This is a genomic window from Dapis brunnea BLCC-M229 (assembly GCF_050015995.1).
Taxonomy (GTDB): Bacteria; Cyanobacteriota; Cyanobacteriia; order Cyanobacteriales; family Microcoleaceae; genus Trichodesmium.
In genome coordinates this window covers 45,454-63,846 of record NZ_JBNHEP010000224.1, presented here as the reverse complement: position 1 = coordinate 63,846, position 18,393 = coordinate 45,454, and the positions used below count along the sequence as shown (strand labels likewise).

Annotated in this window: 15 protein-coding genes and 2 pseudogenes; 7 read left to right on the top strand and 10 right to left on the bottom strand. The window is 35.1% G+C overall.

What is annotated here, in order from left to right:
* Window positions 1-241 precede the first annotated feature (241 nt).
* Window positions 242-397: pseudogene (locus tag ACP6PM_RS25270) on the top strand (IS630-like element ISMae26 family transposase); the annotation flags it as partial.
* A gap of 31 nt (window positions 398-428) precedes the next feature.
* On the opposite strand, the gene yidD reads toward ACP6PM_RS25270, so the two are convergent.
* The 4 genes from yidD to ACP6PM_RS25250 all read right to left on the bottom strand — a co-directional run bounded on the left by yidD (window position 429) and on the right by ACP6PM_RS25250 (window position 4,639).
* On the bottom strand, window positions 429-662 hold the full coding sequence (yidD, locus tag ACP6PM_RS25265; protein WP_426589540.1) for a membrane protein insertion efficiency factor YidD: 234 nt from the start codon (window positions 660-662) through the stop codon (window positions 429-431).
* 412 nt (window positions 663-1,074) lie between these two features.
* Window positions 1,075-1,956 (bottom strand): aspartoacylase, encoded by an 882-nt coding sequence (locus ACP6PM_RS25260; RefSeq protein ID WP_426589538.1) that lies wholly within the window; start codon window positions 1,954-1,956, stop codon window positions 1,075-1,077.
* Between the two features lie 15 nt (window positions 1,957-1,971).
* Window positions 1,972-2,847 (bottom strand): M15 family metallopeptidase, encoded by an 876-nt coding sequence (locus tag ACP6PM_RS25255; RefSeq protein WP_426589536.1) that lies wholly within the window; start codon window positions 2,845-2,847, stop codon window positions 1,972-1,974.
* A 1,159-nt stretch (window positions 2,848-4,006) separates the two neighbouring features.
* Window positions 4,007-4,639 (bottom strand): GUN4 domain-containing protein, encoded by a 633-nt coding sequence (locus ACP6PM_RS25250; protein ID WP_426589534.1) that lies wholly within the window; start codon window positions 4,637-4,639, stop codon window positions 4,007-4,009.
* Window positions 4,640-5,543: 904 nt separating this feature from the next.
* Between ACP6PM_RS25250 and ACP6PM_RS25245 the strand changes: the two genes are divergently transcribed.
* The 5 genes and pseudogenes from ACP6PM_RS25245 (at window position 5,544) to ACP6PM_RS36835 (ending at window position 9,588) form a co-directional block, all read left to right on the top strand.
* On the top strand, window positions 5,544-6,686 hold the full coding sequence (locus ACP6PM_RS25245) for an SGNH/GDSL hydrolase family protein (RefSeq protein ID WP_426589533.1): 1,143 nt from the start codon (window positions 5,544-5,546) through the stop codon (window positions 6,684-6,686).
* Window positions 6,687-7,163: 477 nt separating this feature from the next.
* Complete coding sequence (locus ACP6PM_RS25240; protein WP_426589531.1) at window positions 7,164-7,550, top strand: SGNH/GDSL hydrolase family protein; 387 nt, start codon at window positions 7,164-7,166, stop codon at window positions 7,548-7,550.
* A gap of 115 nt (window positions 7,551-7,665) precedes the next feature.
* Window positions 7,666-8,739 carry an RNA-guided endonuclease InsQ/TnpB family protein gene (locus tag ACP6PM_RS25235; protein ID WP_426589529.1) on the top strand — a complete coding sequence of 358 codons (1,074 nt, stop codon included), beginning with the start codon at window positions 7,666-7,668 and terminating at the stop codon, window positions 8,737-8,739.
* Window positions 8,740-8,907: 168 nt separating this feature from the next.
* A pseudogene (locus tag ACP6PM_RS25230) lies at window positions 8,908-9,411 on the top strand (SGNH/GDSL hydrolase family protein); the annotation flags it as partial.
* Window positions 9,412-9,588, top strand: coding sequence for a PEP-CTERM sorting domain-containing protein (locus ACP6PM_RS36835; RefSeq protein WP_472847523.1), 177 nt, complete (start codon window positions 9,412-9,414; stop codon window positions 9,586-9,588).
* Between the two features lie 156 nt (window positions 9,589-9,744).
* On the opposite strand, the gene ACP6PM_RS25225 is transcribed toward ACP6PM_RS36835, so the two are convergent.
* The 6 genes from ACP6PM_RS25225 to ACP6PM_RS25200 all read right to left on the bottom strand — a co-directional run bounded on the left by ACP6PM_RS25225 (window position 9,745) and on the right by ACP6PM_RS25200 (window position 16,144).
* On the bottom strand, window positions 9,745-10,983 hold the full coding sequence (locus tag ACP6PM_RS25225; RefSeq protein WP_426589527.1) for a glycoside hydrolase: 1,239 nt from the start codon (window positions 10,981-10,983) through the stop codon (window positions 9,745-9,747).
* Between the two features lie 126 nt (window positions 10,984-11,109).
* Window positions 11,110-11,682 (bottom strand): hypothetical protein, encoded by a 573-nt coding sequence (locus tag ACP6PM_RS25220; RefSeq protein WP_426589525.1) that lies wholly within the window; start codon window positions 11,680-11,682, stop codon window positions 11,110-11,112.
* A gap of 883 nt (window positions 11,683-12,565) precedes the next feature.
* Complete coding sequence (locus ACP6PM_RS25215) at window positions 12,566-12,766, bottom strand: class I SAM-dependent methyltransferase (protein WP_426589523.1); 201 nt, start codon at window positions 12,764-12,766, stop codon at window positions 12,566-12,568.
* 257 nt (window positions 12,767-13,023) lie between these two features.
* Window positions 13,024-13,179, bottom strand: coding sequence for a hypothetical protein (locus ACP6PM_RS25210; RefSeq protein WP_426589521.1), 156 nt, complete (start codon window positions 13,177-13,179; stop codon window positions 13,024-13,026).
* 288 nt (window positions 13,180-13,467) lie between these two features.
* Window positions 13,468-13,947 (bottom strand): C40 family peptidase, encoded by a 480-nt coding sequence (locus tag ACP6PM_RS25205; protein WP_426589519.1) that lies wholly within the window; start codon window positions 13,945-13,947, stop codon window positions 13,468-13,470.
* A 910-nt stretch (window positions 13,948-14,857) separates the two neighbouring features.
* Window positions 14,858-16,144 (bottom strand): valine--pyruvate transaminase, encoded by a 1,287-nt coding sequence (locus ACP6PM_RS25200; protein ID WP_426589603.1) that lies wholly within the window; start codon window positions 16,142-16,144, stop codon window positions 14,858-14,860.
* A gap of 495 nt (window positions 16,145-16,639) precedes the next feature.
* On the opposite strand from ACP6PM_RS25200, the gene ACP6PM_RS25195 reads away from it, so the two are divergent.
* Window positions 16,640-17,476 (top strand): Tab2/Atab2 family RNA-binding protein, encoded by an 837-nt coding sequence (locus ACP6PM_RS25195; protein WP_426589517.1) that lies wholly within the window; start codon window positions 16,640-16,642, stop codon window positions 17,474-17,476.
* Window positions 17,477-18,393: the final 917 nt, after the last annotated feature.

The following is an 18,393-nucleotide window of genomic DNA, read 5'->3' as shown; positions in this document are numbered from 1 at the left end:
CTCAGCAGTCAGATTCTCAGGAAAATATTAAGTATAAATACTCAATTACTTACTCCTATTGACCACTATAATTGTCTCCTGTCTCCTGTCTCCTGTCTCCTGTCTCCTGTCTCCTATTTTTCATGCTACATTTTGTCGTGCGGAATGTAGGATTATAGCATTTCCCAGAGTCATAAGGTACAGTAAGAGGGATAATATTTATAGCGATTGCTGACGCAAAGCTCCACTAACGCCTAAATTGATGAAACCTTATTCTATAGACTTTAGAAAAAAAATTGTAGAAATTTGGGATTATGAAAAAATTTCTATAAGAAAACTAACTCAAAGGTTTGAAGTAAGCAAAAGTTTTATTCAAAAATTAATCAAAAAATATCAAGAAACTGGAGATATTAGACCTTACCTCATAACTATGAGAATTGCTATAATTATTAATTATTAATTGTTGAATCTTTCGGAGGTACCGGGTCATAACCACCTGGATGAAAAGGATGACAACGTAAAATTCGCATAACTGCCATTCTACTACCTTTAAAAATTCCAAATCTTTCGATCGCCTCCATCGCATATTCTGAACAAGTCGGTTGAAAACGACATGATGGAGGTAACATTGGCGAAATTAAAATTTTGTAGCCTTTAATTAATTTAATTAATAATACTTTCATATCCAAATCCAAAGTAAAAAATTGTTCTTAATGTTCTATAATACCAAATCTAATACCAAATCTCAAAACTCTTGCTATATCTTCTTGAGAATAGGGAGTAGGCAATAGGATTTTACCGAATAAGATATCTTCGCTTAATGCCTAGAATATTTAAAAAAATTCCTGATTTATGACTTAATAACTGAAGTCTTGAGGAACTATAGCATTATTATAGCTTCAGGATTTGGTATCATCTCTGCTTAAACAAGCGAGCGTCAGAGCAAAACTGTATGAAAAAACTACTTTTTTTTCTCTTTCCAAAGTCAAATTATCTGGTTATATTTCATCTTTAGGAGATACAGTATTTAGTTTTGAAAGCAAAACAGAATTATCGAAACAAAAAAGCTAATAGATAAGTGCTAGTTCTGATATATTAAACTGTGATACTCTCTTGTTTTGTCAAACACATAGCAATTGCTTTTTCATAATAAGCCGCCTCATTAATAAAAACTGGCCAGACAGGAGTTTCTTCCTGATAATAAATTGTTTTGCCATCAAAAGTTAAAAACAGTGGCTCACCTGGACTTAATTTTTGATAATCTCTCCCTTGTAATTCAGGATGAATCATTGCTGCTATTTCTCCATCTTCAGTTTTAGGATAATCCACAACTTTCAAATGTTTATAAACGACAATATCCCCATTTATATGATGTAGCTTACCTTCATTAAAATGTTCAATGAAATCCAAACTTATCTGAACTAATTTTTCTGTTTTCTGAAATAAATCTGCCTGGAGAATTCCTTGAGCGATCGGACCTACTTCAATGCCAATATTACGTTCACAAATAGAATTTAAAAAAGAATTTTCCACTCCTGGATTAATCCAACTATACACTTTTACATCTGGTTCAACCGAACTTAAATAAGCAGCCATTTTTAAATTAAAAGGATGATTATTTACCAAAACAATTGTTAATCCCATGTTGGCAGTAGTACTATGCAAATCCAAAAGAAAATCAAATTTAGGATTCCCTTTCGGTCCTAGCATTTGATTAATAAATTTTGCTCTACTTTCTTCATAGTTAAGGTTTGTACTATTTTCTAAATCCTCAACTTTAAAACAACGGTTTAAATCTGTATCAATGTATCTTGTAACTAATTCAAATGCTAGAGGATTAGCCAATAATGTTTTAGTCTCAAAATTTGTTCTGCTAATCAAATCTGGAAACTTTTCAAATTTTTTGACAAGATATATCCCTGTAAATTCATTCCCGTGTGTTCCTCCAACAATTGCTAATTTATTAATTTTTTCCATTATCCTAAATTCCAATTATTCACCGCTACTTAATTCTTGATTTTCTCGAACTAACTCTGATTCTTCAGAGATGATATTAGGTAAATTTTTATAAAATGTTTCTAGACTGTGGCGATCGCCTACATAACGCCAATGCCAAGGTTCATAACCAACACCTTTCTCATCATCAACAGGTATCATTTCAAAGCTAAAGTAAGCAGCATTATTTTTTAGCCACTGAAAAGCTGCCGTATTTTCAAATGCCACATTTTGGTAAGTTTCAGGTACATTTTTATCCCCAATATCAACAGCATAACCTGTTATATATTCCCCATAACTTAGAGGCGAAAAATTTTCCGTATAATTTGAATTAATAGTATTAGTATTACTTACCAAAGCTTCCAAGTCAGACTTAGACTGAAATCCTCTCAAAGCTACTAAATTAATCCCATCATTTCTAGCAGCATAAAGCATTTCCTGAAACTTTTTTGCTGCATTTATTTGCAATCGAATATCACTATCAGCAACTATATATGCTAATTCTATTTCTGCTATTTGTGAGTAAGGCAAATCTGCAAGGGGATTTTTCTCTGGCTCAATTATAGGAGTTTCTGTGTCAGCAGAACTAGCTACCTTAATACTATCAGTTTCAGTTTGAGATGATGAAGCATTAACTTGGTTGAGATTAGATTGAACTTGTAACCCTAGAATAACTACTCCCACCAAAACAACTATTCCCATCCAACTCCAAATCCATTTTTTATTGTTAGGTTGAGTTGGGATAATTTCTTCATCCTTTTGAGGGTCTCGCACTGCTTCGGGAATCTCATCTACAACAGTTTCCTGGACTAATGATAAATTTTCTGACAGACTTTCGTTATTCAAAGCTTCACTCCTGCTGATGAATTTCAAAATCGTTTTTTATTCTATAAGTAAATCTTGATAAGTCAACATTCCAGCTATAAAAGAACTATCAGGCCATCCAATGTCCGAATTTACTCGACTTTTGTAGATTTTAGATGATTTTTTTTCTGATGGCCTTTTTTTTTGAGATTTTGACTTATACTAAATTAATAAATGTTTATTACAAATAGTATCAGCAATAAATAGGGAAAAAGGAAAAAGGAAGAAATAAAGACAATAAATCATATATATAGGTATCTTATAGGATTATAAAAGCTCCTTTTCTGTATAAATTTAGAGCCTTTTTTTGTATAGCATTCTTTTTTTAAATTAGTATTATAGCAAGCGCGGTCAAATAATATTACCAAATAATTAAAATTTAAAGCCTCTCTTAATAGGAGAAAAAGCCATCCTTTAGCTAGGACACAACTACGTTTTTCATGTTGCTTCGCGTTAACGCGCGTTGTGCGAAGCAAAACGACGATAGCCGAAACACCATATCCAATCTCCCCCTTGATCAGAAAAAAAATTCTTTTTAGTCAATCCTCTTCTTTTTCAGGAAAGGTAATTATTAATTATTAATTATTAATTATTGAACTATAGCAATCAGGAATGATTTTAATAGATATTTAAGAACAATTAAGATCGATCAAAATCCTTTTATATTCTAACTCCTGACTCCTGAGTTCTTTATCGAATAATTAAGGTAAAAAGCCTCTCCTTTAAAGGAGAAACAAGCGGTCGTTTGCGCAGCATTCCGTCAGGATGGGATGGCGAAGTCTCCCGCTCTTGCAGAGCCGCTCCGCTTTTCATGTCGGCTCTTAGCCGAAACGCCATATCCAATCGACCAAGAGAGCGGTCGTTTGCGGAGCATTCCCTTAGGATGGGATGCTGAGGAAACCTAGCCATATCCAATCTCCCCTTGATCAGAAAAAATTTTCACGCTCCACGTCAATCCAATCCGTTTTAGGGAGAGGTAATTATCCATTGTCCATTATCCATTAATGAAGTCGCCCTACCGACGGCTCCCCTATCTGACTCCTAATTACCACTAAAATCTTACAACTGAAATATGATTGCTATACTACTTAAAAGCTAAAATTTATCACCTGTAAGGGTTTCATAACCAAACCCCTACCCTAACAATATTTTTTCCATAAGGTATTAATTATAGTCCACATTCTTTAACCCTAGAATATAGTACCCGACGCAAACGTTTAGTAATCATAAATTCTGGAATATTCACAGTAACTTCTGGTTCTCTTAAAGCTACTGGTAAATGACCTTTAGGAGCATCTTGGGAGAAATTTAAATGCTCATATTTTTTCCATTTTCTGGATTTTCTCCAACCTACTCGATCGCCGAATATTTGGTAACTTTGTGGGTTATACCCTTCCAATTTATTGCCAGTTTCTAAGTAGATTGATATTTGGATACTCAGACCAAATTTATCTGCAGAATATTCCCGCCAGAGTTGGTCAATATTGCCAATTTCTTCACAAGAAATTTTTTCTTTTATTGCTCTTGTATTCATGCCTCCTGCTCTAGTCCTTTGAGTTAATTTTAAAATTAAATCGTATGTTTCTTCGTCTGCTTCTTGCCATTTATTCTCTGCTAATAAGTTTTCTAACTGAATGTAAGGGGAGGTATCTGGAGCTTGTGAAGTTATAATTTTAGATTGATATATATCTGATTCTTTTGGGGTAAATATTCCGAAATTATTACCATTGGCTAATGATGGAAATGCTACTAAAATCATCCCTAAAAAAACAATTAAAATTTTCGGTTTAGAGTGAATCATAAATTAATACCTAGATTATTGCCAATAAGATTCTATAATTTATTGAATATTTTCGACAATAGATCATATCATTTGAGGTTAATTAGTACAAAACATCAATAAGGATATATAGCAATCCGCGCTTATGTTGCGGGTAATCAAAAAGTAGATAAAAAAACTGAAACTCCCGCCTGTTCACAGTTAAGTAGTTGTGCAAAATAAATTTCCTAGTTGAGAGAGACAACAGCTCATCTGGCAACAGGCAAGAGAGAGTCAGCAGAATGTGTAATTAATTTTGCATACTTAAGATTTTTATACACAAATAAAATAGGATTGCTATATTTATTTTGATGATAAAATGGCTTAACCCACCTCCTGGTTCTTATCTCCCTATGCAGCGAATATTTATCCAATTAGTATCTCCAGAAAATCAACTTGCCCTTTATTTAACATAAACAAGAGAAGTAAAAGTCACTTCACTTTCATTTTTCGTACCTTTTTCCTAAAAATCTTTTCCCTGTTGCCTTTTACCGGATAATTAATAATTAAATAATTAAATAATTAAACAGTTTAGGTTAAAAGCCTCCCCTTTCAAGGGGAAAACAAAGACAATATTCCTTATATTCAATTCCCGTACGGTTAAAACCCGAGGTAATTATCAATTATCGATTATCCATTATCCATTATTGAACATCCCCTCTTAGGGGGACACAGGGGGGGGTTAGCGCAAAAAGTATGTATCTTTTTCACGCCTATGTTTAATTGGTATTACTGATACTACGAGGGGAGACTGGGAAAATAGAATTGAGTATAATTTAGTACCCCTACGAAATTTTACTGATGATGATTAAACCTAGTTTGACATTCCTAGGGAATGTGGGTTATATTTAAAAGTAAATTTATTACATTAATCAGGGTTAAATAAATGAATAATGTTGTGTCACTAAGCATTGCTTTAACTACATCTGCTCTAACTATAGGCACTGTACCAGTTTACGCTGCAAATTCCCATTTAGACTTTTCCCAAATGTTTGTTTTTGGGGATAGTCTTTCAGATACAGGAAATTTTCTTGGTATCATAGAAGAACAATTGCCAGACTTACCATTTTCTCCCCTATCTTTTAAAGGCAGAGCTTCTAACGGACCTGTTTGGATAGAATCTCTAGCATCATCCTTAGACTTAGATCCAGACTTAATAAACCCTACAGCTTTTTTGAATAGTGATGTCTTTGTAGATGGAGCTAACTATGCTATAATTGGAGCCCAGAGTGGAAACCAAAACAATATTACTGGTTTACCAGGTTTAAAACAACAACTTGAGAGTTTTATTGCTCCTCTTTTAGATACAAATCAGTCAGCAAACTCGGACGCACTATATACTATTTGGGTGGGATCCAATGATTATCTTGCAACTCCTCTATCTGAAATAGGCTTGATACCAACACCGCCGGAACCAAATCCAGATACAACTGTTAATAATATTATCAATGGTATTGAAGCTCTATATGATGTAGGCGCTCGCAACTTCCTAATCCCTAACTTGACACCATCATTAGAACTTACAGCTTTAGCTCCATTATTAGGTACATCTACATCTGACATATTTAATGAATTAGCAAATGAGCATAATCAAAAACTGGAGTTAGCGATCGCTGAGTTAGAACAATCTTTGTCTGAAGCTACTATTACCTTATTCAATTTTGACCCTATTTTACCTCAGTTCGCTGATAACCCTAGTCAGTTTGGTTTGACCAATGTAACAGACAGTTGGTCAGATACAGTTTTAGCTGTTTGCCCAGATGCCTTTTTAGGAGCAGATGGTTCAGTAAAATCCTGTGATGAGAATATTCCCGATCCAGATGAATACTTATTCTGGGATATAGTTCATCCTACAGAAGCAGGTCATCAGGTAATAGCGAATGAAGCTCTATATGCTCTGAAATCTGAATATAATCAGACTGTTCCTGAACCTACTTCTATATTGAGTTTGTTGGGATTAGGTATCGGTTTTCTGGGTATATCAGCTTTCAAACAGAACGATAAACAAAAGCAGAAACAGAAAGTATAATCAATATCTTTGAATATATGTGAAAAAGACTGTAGTGGATTGACACATATTCAATGGTGCGTTACGACTGACTGTTAAATGTCTTTCATAGTCAAAGTTTTGGCTGTCTAACGCACCCTACTGGACTGACACAGCTAAAACTGTGCATTAGAAAAATGACTTAATCTCTGATACATTCAGACTTTTCCTAAAAATTTATTGCACCATTTAAGGTGTGTCAGTCCACTACCAATTTTGTGCTGAATGATTAAGCCTAACTTGACATTCCTTATAAATTTTACTTACACTTTAAAGATAACTGATAACTCGATATACACCAAAACCCCCCCCTCATGTCAATAAAAAAATGCCTACTTCATCAAATATTCATATAAACAGTGAAATTATCCCCAATCTTTACTGAATTTTCATAAAACACTAACAATTCTTATTTATACTTAACAGAGTATATTTATTATAATAATAAAACTTAAATCAATGAATAAATTGGTGTCACTCAGCATGGCTCTAACTGCGTCTACCCTAACTATAGGCACTGCACCAGTTTACGCTGCAAATTGCAATTTAGACTTTTCCCAAATGTTTGTTTTTGGGGATAGCCTTTCAGACCCAGGAAATACAAACGGAGTTACTATTAAAAAACCCGATCTTTATTTTGAGGGTAGAGCTTCTAACGGATATGTTTTTACAGATATTCTAGCATCATCGTGTTTAGATTTAGATCCTGTAACTTTTTATAAGCCTGGTCGTGGTGGTGTGTCTTCAGATGGAGCTAATTTTGCTAAAGGTGGAAATAGTAGTGGAGATAGTGGCTTAGGAAAACAACTTAACTCTTTTCTGGGGCTAACTACTGAAGCCAAATAATTGGACAAAGTTAGACAAATATTAAGAAATATTGAAAATTTGCTGAGTAGCTGCTATCATACATTAAAATTGTTATCAATAATCAAAGACTTTTTTTCATGGTGTGCGTGTTCAAATGCAATCAATCAAGACCAAGTTAAAAGTTAACAATTACCAAAAAACAATACTTGCCAAACACGCAGGTGTAGCTCGTCATGCTTATAACTGGGGATTAGCAACTTGTATAACTGAGTACAAATCAACCAAGAAACGCCCTAGTGCTATCACTTTGCATAAACGTTTGGTAGCTGAAGTGAAAAGCCAAAATCCTTGGTACTATCAAGTATCAAAGTGTGCCCCTCAACAAGCCTTAAGAGACTTAGAAAAGGCATTTAAAAACTTTTTAAGCATTCCTCAAAGTGGATTTCCCAAGTTTAAGAAAAAAGGGAAAAAAGACAGTTTCTATTTAGAAGGCAGTATTCAGATTCTTCAAGGAAATTATATAAAACTACCTAGAATAGGAATAGTAAAAACTTATGAAATCTTACCATCTTACAGAGTAAAAAACGTCACAATATCTAAAAGAGCAGGTGATTGGTATATCAGTTTCAAATATGATTTGGAGCAAGAAGCAAATCCGACTCCAAAACAACGAGATATTATTGGTGTAGATGTAGGCATAAATGCTCTAGCAACTTGTAGTGATGGAACAGTATTTGCCAACGTCAAACCATACAAACAAGCTAAAAAACGATTAACTCGTTATCAACGGCGTGTCAAGAAAAAAGAGCCTGGTTCAAAAAACAGAGCCAAAGCCATAAAAAGACTATCAAAAGCTCATAAAAGAGTAGCTGACATCCGAGCTGACACACTTCATAAACTAACAACATGGCTAGCTAAAAACCACAGCACCATAGTCATAGAGGATTTGAATGTAAGTGGAATGCTCAAGAATCATAAACTGGCAAGTGCGATAGCAGACTGTGGCTTTTATGAGTTCAGGCGTCAACTAACATACAAATGTGAATGGTATGGCAGTGAATTAGTAATAGCAGATAGGTTTTATCCAAGTTCTCAAATCTGCTCTGAGTGCGGGCAGAAACAAAAAATGCCATTGAGTGCCAGGACATATAAATGCAGCAACTGTGGATTTGAAGCTGACAGAGACTTTAATGCTGCTGTCAACCTAGAAAACTATGTGAAGAAGTAGCTTGAGTTCCAAGCGATTTTAAGCCTGTGGAGAAGATAAGTTACAGACTGCGGTCAGTGGTCTTCTGGGAAACAGGAAGCTAGCTCCAAAGCTCATGCAATCATTCATGGGTAAGTTTGGGTAAGTTTAGTAGAACGGGATCTTGAAGGTCAGCCAGCTAACTCTAATGCACTGTATACTCTCTGGATAGGTTCTATTGATTATCTTTTCGGTACAGAAGATTATATTGCAGGTAACTCTCCTGATATTGTAGATACAACTGTTGAGAATGTGATCGATGGTATTGAAAATTTATATGATGTAGGCGCTCGTAACTTCCTGATCCCTAACTTGCTATCATTCACAAACTCAGATTTTCATAAAATCCAAGGTATAGATGAAAACATATTCAATCAATTAACAGATCATCATAACCAAAAATTGGAGTTAGAGATCGCTGAGTTAGAGGAAGAGTTGTCTGAAGTTACCATCACATTATTAGATGTTAACTCTACTTTCGATAATATACTTGAGAATCCCGGTGAGTTCGGTTTTACTAATGTAACAGACAGTTGGTTAGAATGCGACGACAAATTTAGGTGTGCTGTTAATCTTGCAGATCCAGATGGAAACTTATCAGATGGATACTTATACTGGGATTACATTCATCCTACAACAAAATTTTATCAGTTAATAGCAAATGAAGCTATATCTGTTCTAAACTCTGAATATAATCAAGCTGTTCCTGAATATAATCAAGCTGTTCCTGAACCTACTTCTACATTGAGTTTGTTGGGATTAGGTTTAAGTTTCCTGGGGATGTCAGCTTTCAAACAGAAAGATAAACAAAAGCAGAAACAGAAAGTATAATCAATATCTTTGAATATCTATGAATAATACTCTAGTAGACTGACACACCTTAAATGCTGCAATAGTAGGGGCGGGTTTTAGTGCAAATTTTCATGCTTACCCTAAGATTTAGATAAACCCGCCCTCATGCACAAAATTATATGTGTCGTTCTACTTCTATAACATCTCTCTTGCCCACTCAATAAATAACTTTGCCTGTTGCGCCCAAAAATCAGAACCCCAATAAACAAAACAACTGGTTTCACACAACAACAAAGCTCTACTTTTTTCAGCAGAACCCTTGCCAGACTCTACAACCTTGGCATAATCTTGACTCAACTGTTCAACCGCTGCCAATACCTGTTGTCGCAAATCTCCCTCTTGCCATTGTTGATGACCTCCTATCCACGAACCCCCTGTAGACTTTAACCTCACCTCTGTTGCAACTCCATCTGATAAATAAGTATCAATATATTCACTCACCGTCATAAAACCCACATCCGACCAGCGATCCCTCTCCTGAAACAAAGGAGCAAAAGAATTCTTAAAATATTCAAACATCATCACATTACCATTCTCCCCATCAGAAGTCGGCACAACCAAAGCAGGTGGTTTCATTCCCACTTCTCCACCACGATATCGCACATCATTAATACAACCCTCAGCATTTTGACCGCTTTGTTGTCGAATCCCCATATCCGTATCCCTCACCACACATAGAATACGTTCCGACTCACCCTCTGATTCCACTACCAACCAATGCACCCGGTTTTCTAACTCTGGCGTACTCCAACCTTCAGGATGTTCCAATGCTGCATTCGGTAAAATAATCCATTCATAACCACACTTTTTCAACAGACGCACAAATCTCAATGCTTCCGCAGGGTCCCCAGTCATTCCCATCTCTGGAGGCCAAAACCCTCGCACCCGTGATAGTGCCTTTTCCCCAAACAAATCTGCAAACACCTTTCGCCATTCCATAATTTGAGCTTCATGGTCTCGTTCGGGAGTAGCAGGAAAATAACAATGACTATATGCACTACCAGTAAATTCTATTGTGTCTGAATATTCTGTGAGAACTTCTCGCCAGAGACTAATTACATCTCCTACTGCTTCCCCATCAACATAAAGATTAGAGAAAATGCCATTGGTCGAAAGTTTTGCCATCTCTTCGAGCAATACTCCCGAATAATCTACCATCATCCGGGGTTGATGACCTTCTTCAGATAGTTCTTTGGCATAACGGGCAGGATTTTTGTATGCTTGGGCAAACCATTGAGCATTCCAATGCTCTTCTGAGTTAGGTTCACCATTGAGCATTTTTTCTAAGTTGCCCTGTAATTGGCCATTATTCCAAATCGGAGGTTGGTGAAAATGTAACCAGGGGACAAATAAGACTTGAGGATTGTTTAACACTTCGGGAACTCCCTGGTACAAGACCACTAATTTATTTATTTGTTCTTTATACCACAGAAAATAAAAATTGATTTAAAATTAATTTGCCAAAATTCTAAATTCTAAATTCTAAATTTTAAATTCTAGTTAAAACCCAAAGCTCAAATCTATAACTATAAGCTGGCCGTCAAAAGCATAGAAACTAACTTTGTAAATATTCTCAGCATTCACGGTTAGTTTAGCATTAGGAGGAATAATTGAATCAGAGTCAAGCAAGTTTGAAGCGGGCATTTCGTCTTCAGCTAAGAGTTCTTCATTTTGATTATAGGCTGACAAAACAGTTCGGCGGGAACTCGTTACCAGTCCACTGACAAACTTGACTGGAGATGTAAAGTTCATTTCTATTAGGCCACTTTTTGGCGCTCCCATTAATACTCTAATACCTGAAGGAATTGCAAAAGCTGGGTTTGATGGTTCGATGGCGATCGCATTAGAGAAAGTTATGCCCCAATTTAGAAATTGATTGTCTACTACTTCAAAGGATTTTAAATCTTCTAGGCCAAGGCGAATACAACTGGGCATAGTTGAAAGTTTTAATAATTCTGATTCAGTCTGGTCATACTCAGGAGTAGCTACAAATTTATATCCATTTTTGACCCTGAAGTTATCGGTTAGAGGATTTATCTTGTGGGTTGTATCAATCTCAAAACTCTGTACCATTGGACCTCCTTAATCAACTTACTATTTGAGGGGTAATACCCCTCACCTCTTATTACTTTATAGCTTATTCTTTTGATCTCCGCTTTAACCAGGACAATTTTCGTTTTTATTAAGAATTTTTGATAATTCTTAATTTTGATTTTATTAAAGTTACCAATAAAAATAATTTTGTGAAAATACTATACAAACACGATCAATGTTTTTTACAAATATTTTGACTGTTTTTAGTATTTAATCTTCAGTCGTCATTAACCACTTTTAAGCAGCTATTATTATCATTTTAAACATTAAATAATTATATTTTAGCAAATACACATCCGACTTAAATCATTTTATATTCTTTATTTTTAATGTATAGTTTTTTTATAAAAAACAAGTTTTTTGATTGAATATAAAATAAAAAAATGTAGCAATCAAAAATTAAAATTGACAATAACAACACACAAAAAATTAACCGAGTCTCCAACTAAAACAGTGTGAGAAACTCGGTATCTGGAATTTTTCAGCAAATTATAGTAATTTTGATTGTATTCAACTTCTCTAAAGGCCTTATGTAGAAGTGCCCTACAAGAATTATAGTTTTTATCTGAAAACTACCAAATTGAATATCAAAATTAAATTGATATAAAGCCAATTTCACCTTCAATGCGAAATTCTTTTTGAGGAAATTCTTTTAAAAATTGCTCCACACCTTGACGCACTTCTTGCCCCCAATCATCTAAACCCATATCGTGAAGAAAGCTCGCTCCTCCGGGTCTAATAGATCTCTCCAGAAAATAAACTTGCTCTTTATTTAAGACAAACTAGAGTTGTAAAATTCACTCTCCGAAATCATTTTTCGTATCTTTTTCGTGAAAATATATTCCCTGTTAAGTCTTAAGTGTTAAGTGTTCCCTACTAGCCGCAAAAAATCTATATCTTTTTCACGCCTATGTCTAATATAACGAGATAGTAATATTAGGTCTTGTTTTACAGCTTCCTTTCTATGGTCTCCATCTAGAAATGCTATATCGAATGGTCTATATTTTTCACAAATTTCTAGACCGATAATTTCCCTGTCTTCAAGTTTAATCCCATAATTCACAACTCTATCTAAATCTTCTTTGTTAGGAAAACAACAAGAAAAAAACCTCGGTTTAGGGTGAATATTGTCAAAATTTCTAACTGGTGTAAAACTTTTTCCACAAAATATAAATTAGTCTTTTCATTGTTAATTTAAAATTATTTAACACAGAGAAGATTTTGAAGTGTTACAGGAATATCGGCATCAATACAAAAAATTTCTATTTCTGGTAAACACAATCCTAATACAGCAGTAGAGAATCCAACAAAAGTACCAATTTATAATATTTTTTGAGGCTGTTTTTGACGGCTTATATTAATCAATTTTTCTGCATCATCAAGTTTGACTGAAACATTTTCAATAAATTCTCGTTCAAGTCCTGGTTCGCTAAGAAAAGATACTGCTTTTTCTCTTGCTTCTTTGACAGTTATCATCTTTAAATAGTTTTTTTTCTATTTGTAGGATCTTGACGTATTTAGCATACTCTACAGGAGGAGAATTTTCAACTTCAAAAGTTAAATCCTGAAAGGTAAGTATTCAGCTATTAGCTATCAGCAGTTAGTATTAATATTAGGGTATGAAAGTTAGGGGATGACGAATAGAAAATTTTAGGGATTTGTAGTCAAGTTATTTTTGCTCAATCTGTGAATAGTACCTCTTAAAAAGACAATTAGCTGATAGCCGAAAGCTAAATTATTACAGGAATTAACTTACTATCAAATCTAGTTTTCCTTAGCATCTCTTTTTTTCCAAAAATCATCACGCATTGCTTGCTCTGATTTTAACCGAACAAGTTTTGCTTTTTCTAGGTCTTCATTAAATTTACGAACTATTGCTTGTTCATACTGATGATTAACTATTTCTCTAGCTGTCAAAACAGGTTGTACAAGAGAAACCATTTTAGCTCCAATTGCAGTCTGAAATTTTTCTTTAATTTGCCCAGAATAATGTTTTCCAGTAATCACATACCAAGCAAACATTTCACAATTATTAGTATGAATATTATACTTGCCAAATTTGTGTAAATATTCACAAGCTCGTTGTTCTTCTTCAACCGTTAATTCTGCCCCTTTTCCCTGATATTCAATTCCTTGAGGACCCCATCCAATTGAATTTTCAAACATTTCGTCAGACGAAATAAAATAATGTCTAGCAATTCCCACAGTCGATTCAATAGAAATACTATAAATTGAGGCGCTCATATATTTTATACTCCTTTTATGTATATTGTTTAAAGTCTATTAGGAGTGACGCAAAGAAACCCAGTTTTTATAATAAATCTTACAGCGGATTCCATTTTGTGAGGTACACTCATAGCGGGCAAGGTGCCCACACTGGGAAAATTTAATTGTTAATATCTCTACTTCATATACTTGGAATATGCTGTATATTTTAACAACAGATATTTACAAAAATCAGGTTTCTGAGTTCCTTGTGTCTAAATCCTAGTCTATACTATTACAACTTCCTTAATGTATTCAACAAACTGATAAGTTTCTTTTCAACCTTGATAAATAACAGAAGCTTTCAAGTAAACCTTATCAGGAATAGCCAGACTACTAGAAAAATCGCCCCAATTGTAACATTATTGTTGACTCTAAATTTAGTAATATAGCAAACCTAAGCAGGTAAACAAAATTAATTACACATTTATACAAGCTGAATTCTTTGCTTTCTAAAGATTCCAGAGAATCAGAATAGGTAAATAATTTTGTTTAGGTACTTAAATATCTTGTAAGTTGTAATATTTTATCAAAAAAATTGGGTCACGCCAGCCCACCTTGATGGGCGAAATGTTTTTGGAGGCTTGCTCAAATCGCCTTTACAAAAACAACTTCTGACTTCGTTAACCTAGGGGTTTTGTCTCCAAATCCCAGCGAAAATTGGATTAAAAGACTAAACCCCTACAGTTTTTTTTCACAAATCATTTAGGATTTATATAGCTGTATTAGACATCTTCAATAATCAAGAATAAAATCATAGTTTATTTACATAAATCATTAATTTCCCCCCCCCCCTATTTCCTAGTTCCTACTCCCTCTTTTCTGACATGTCTGTTGGGTTGAGGAACGAAACCCAACCTACGCTTATTGCACTTTGGTAATAGCTATATTAACTAAAGTTAGCTGAGGCACTTTCAAAAATAGAAATTATCGTCTTCGCCAAACGTTTCATTCCCTCTTCAATATCCTCATCAGAAGCCGTCAAACTAATCCGAATACACTCTTGTTTATGAACCCATTCTTCCCGTAAACCAGGGAAAAATGAACTACCAGGCACAACAATAACCCCCACTTCCTTCAACTTTTGGTAAAGATCCCAGTCAGTCATCGGTAAATCTTTCAACCACAACCAAGCAAAAATAGCTCCCTCAAAACGATGAAGAAACCAGGGCAAATTTTTTGGTAAAGCTTTTTCTAAAGTTGATTCTAAAATCGAAAATTTATTTTGATAAAAAGGCCGAATCACTTGAGTAGAAATTTCTGCCAGAGCGCCAGAATTAATTGCATCCGTAGCGATCGCCTGTCCATAACGAGGAGAATGGATACACATATTAGTCTGAAACGCCTGCAAAACCTCAATTATTCCTTCATCGCCAATAGCAATACCAATTCTTTCCCCAGGAAGTCCAGCTTTTGATAAACTCATACAATGAACAATATTTTCCCCAAAAACAGGTTCCATCTCGACAAAATTTAACCCTGGATACGGAGGAGCATAAGCAGCATCCACAAATACTGGCACATCATAAACAGCAGCTTGATGGGCAATTTTCTTTACCTCATCAACACTAATAACATTGCCAGTAGGGTTACAGGGGCGTGAGAAAATGACACAACCAGTATTTTCATCAATGACCAGTTGACTAAAGTCAGGACAATATTTGAAGCGATGACCCTCAGTATCAATTTCCAGAGTTGGTTTATATGCAACTACTGCCTCTGGGACTAAACTAACTCCACCATAACCAGTATAATCTGGACTAAGGGGTAAGACAATTTTTTTCAGAGTTTGGCTGTCAGTATATCCTCCAAAAGCATTGGCAGCATAGAAATATATAGACTGAGAACCTGGAGTAATCAAAACGTTGCGATTGCTCAAACTCAATCCATAGCGAGAATTAAAATCATTAACAACTGCATCAATAAACGGTTGATAACCCTGAGACGAACCGTAACGCCCTACTACTTCCCCATATTCTGGAGTTGCCAATAATTTTGTGGTACAACTCTTCCACAATTTTTCTACCTCTGGCAAAACTAGAGGATTTCCAGAACTGAAGTTAAGAAATTCCTGACCTTGACCCGCTCGTAAAGTGGCAATAATATCCGCCATAATAGCTCGCACACCTGTAAGGCGAGACATTGTTGTACCAAATTGACTCAAAGCAGGATTAATCATAGGATTCAATTAAAAATAGATTGACATTTGGTTAATTTTAGCTAAAATCCTTAAAGAGTTAAGGTCTAGTAAGTTCAGAAAATAAATTGATTATTGCTCTTAAGGCAATAGTCGGAAAATTTTACGATTCATCTCCTCTGGCGGGATGCTTCATAAAATGAATTAACTATTGCGTATAGAGCAATAGTCGGAAAATTTCACTACCCATCTCTTCTGGCGGAGTGCTTCATAAAATGAATTAACTATTGCGTATAGAGCAATAGTCGGAAAATTTCACTACCCATCTCCTCTGGCGGAGTGCTTCATAAAATGAATTAACTATTGCGATATACGCAATAGTATTGGATTGACACAGCTAAAACTGTGCAGAGCGCTTTTTTCGTATAATTCTTGTTATGGGAAGATTTGACTATTTTTTTTAATGCGCCATTTAAGGTGTGTCAGTCCACTACTGGATTTCCCTCTTCCCTCTTCCCTCTTCCTTCAAAATAAATGGACACTACAACTATTTGGCAAGTAGATTATTACCGCCGTCCCCTTAAAGATAAACAAGACCAACAATTATGGGAATTATTAATTTGCACTCCCACTCGTAGCTTAGAATTTATTGCTATGTGTCCTCAGTCAGAAGTTAACGCTAATTGGCTCGTGGCACAACTGCAAAAAGTAGGTCAAGACCAGAATTTACCAGATATAATTCAAGTATTTCGACCTCAGTCTTTGGGGTTAATAGAAACTGCAGCTCAAATATTAGGGTTAAAAGTCCAACCGACCAGACGCACAATAGCTTTAAAACAATGGTTAGTGGAGAGGGTGCAACAATATCAGGATATGGAAACATACACTGGGGAATTTTACGACCCCTTAGTATTAGACGCTCCTCCACCTGTACCATTAGCCGAAAATTTGTGGGGCGATCGCTGGAGATTTGCTTCATTACCCGCTAGTAATATTGAGGATATTATTGAACGCCCCATACCTATTTTAGAAGCACCAAAATTTCTTTTACCGTTAAATTTAGGATTATCTTCAACACTGCCAATACCAGGGGTAGTTATAGATGGTGGTCGTCAGTCTATGAGATTAGCTAGGTGGTTAGAAGTAGCGCGACCATACCTTTTAAAGTATATTCCTGGCGATCCTGATGGATTAATCTTAGAGGCAGGTTTAGTAGATCGGTGGGTAGTTGCTACTTTCTCAGACAAGGAAGTATCAGGAGCAGCTCAAGTTTATGAACAGAGAAAACAACAGAGTCAGGGGTTACATTTCTTGTTAGTGCAACCTGATGATTCTGGAATGACTTATAGTGGGTTTTGGCTTTTGCGGTAGAACTAAGGAATGAAAATTAATTAATTAAAATTCTTCATAACTTATATCATTTACCGAAAAATTAAGGTTTAAAGCCTCTCCTACATAGGAGAAAAAAGCGGTCGGCAAGCGAAGCATGACCTTAGGATGGGATGGATAGGTTACCTAACCATATCCAATCGACCAAGAGAGCGGTCCTTTGCGGAGCATGACCTAGGATGGGATGCATCAGAAACCTAACCATATTCAATCTCCCCTTGAGAACAAAAAAATTCCTTTTAACCAATCCTCAATGCTTTAAGAAGAGGTAATTATTAATTATTAATTATTAATTATTGAACCCCTTCGGGGGTAGCTCCGCTTAAGGATAATTAATTATAAAAAAGTCTTTGTTTCTAGTTGCGCTAACCGCACCCTAAATATATGTCTGGCACTACAGCGTAACTACAAACCTAATTATAATTGTTTTATTGAACTTCAGTTATTAAGTAATAAGTAAGCTTCAGTAATGTTTTTAAAGATTATAGAGATGAAGTGAATATATCTATCTTATTCTTAATTTTCCTGCTTTCTGCTCTGTGCTGCCTACTCCCTGCTCTGAAGAAGATGTAGCAAAAATGGCTGAGATTTGGCATTAGGCATCTAGCACGAAAGTATTGACTTGAGATTACTTTCCTGACGGACAACTCCGCAAATGCTTTCACTTGTAATAATAGAAATACCTTGTTTTCTGTAAATCCTAATTGTTAAAATCTCGATCAATAAATTATTCAGTGTTCTTTGTTCTTTTCCTAAAATGCGGCCATTAAAGCTGATATTATCAAAGTTATGAAAATTATTAAATCTGATAACTAATAATAAGTGATTAACTTCGGAGCAACTTGATGACTAACTGAAATGTTGAGCAAACATAAATATGTTTGATGGAGCAAAAGTAA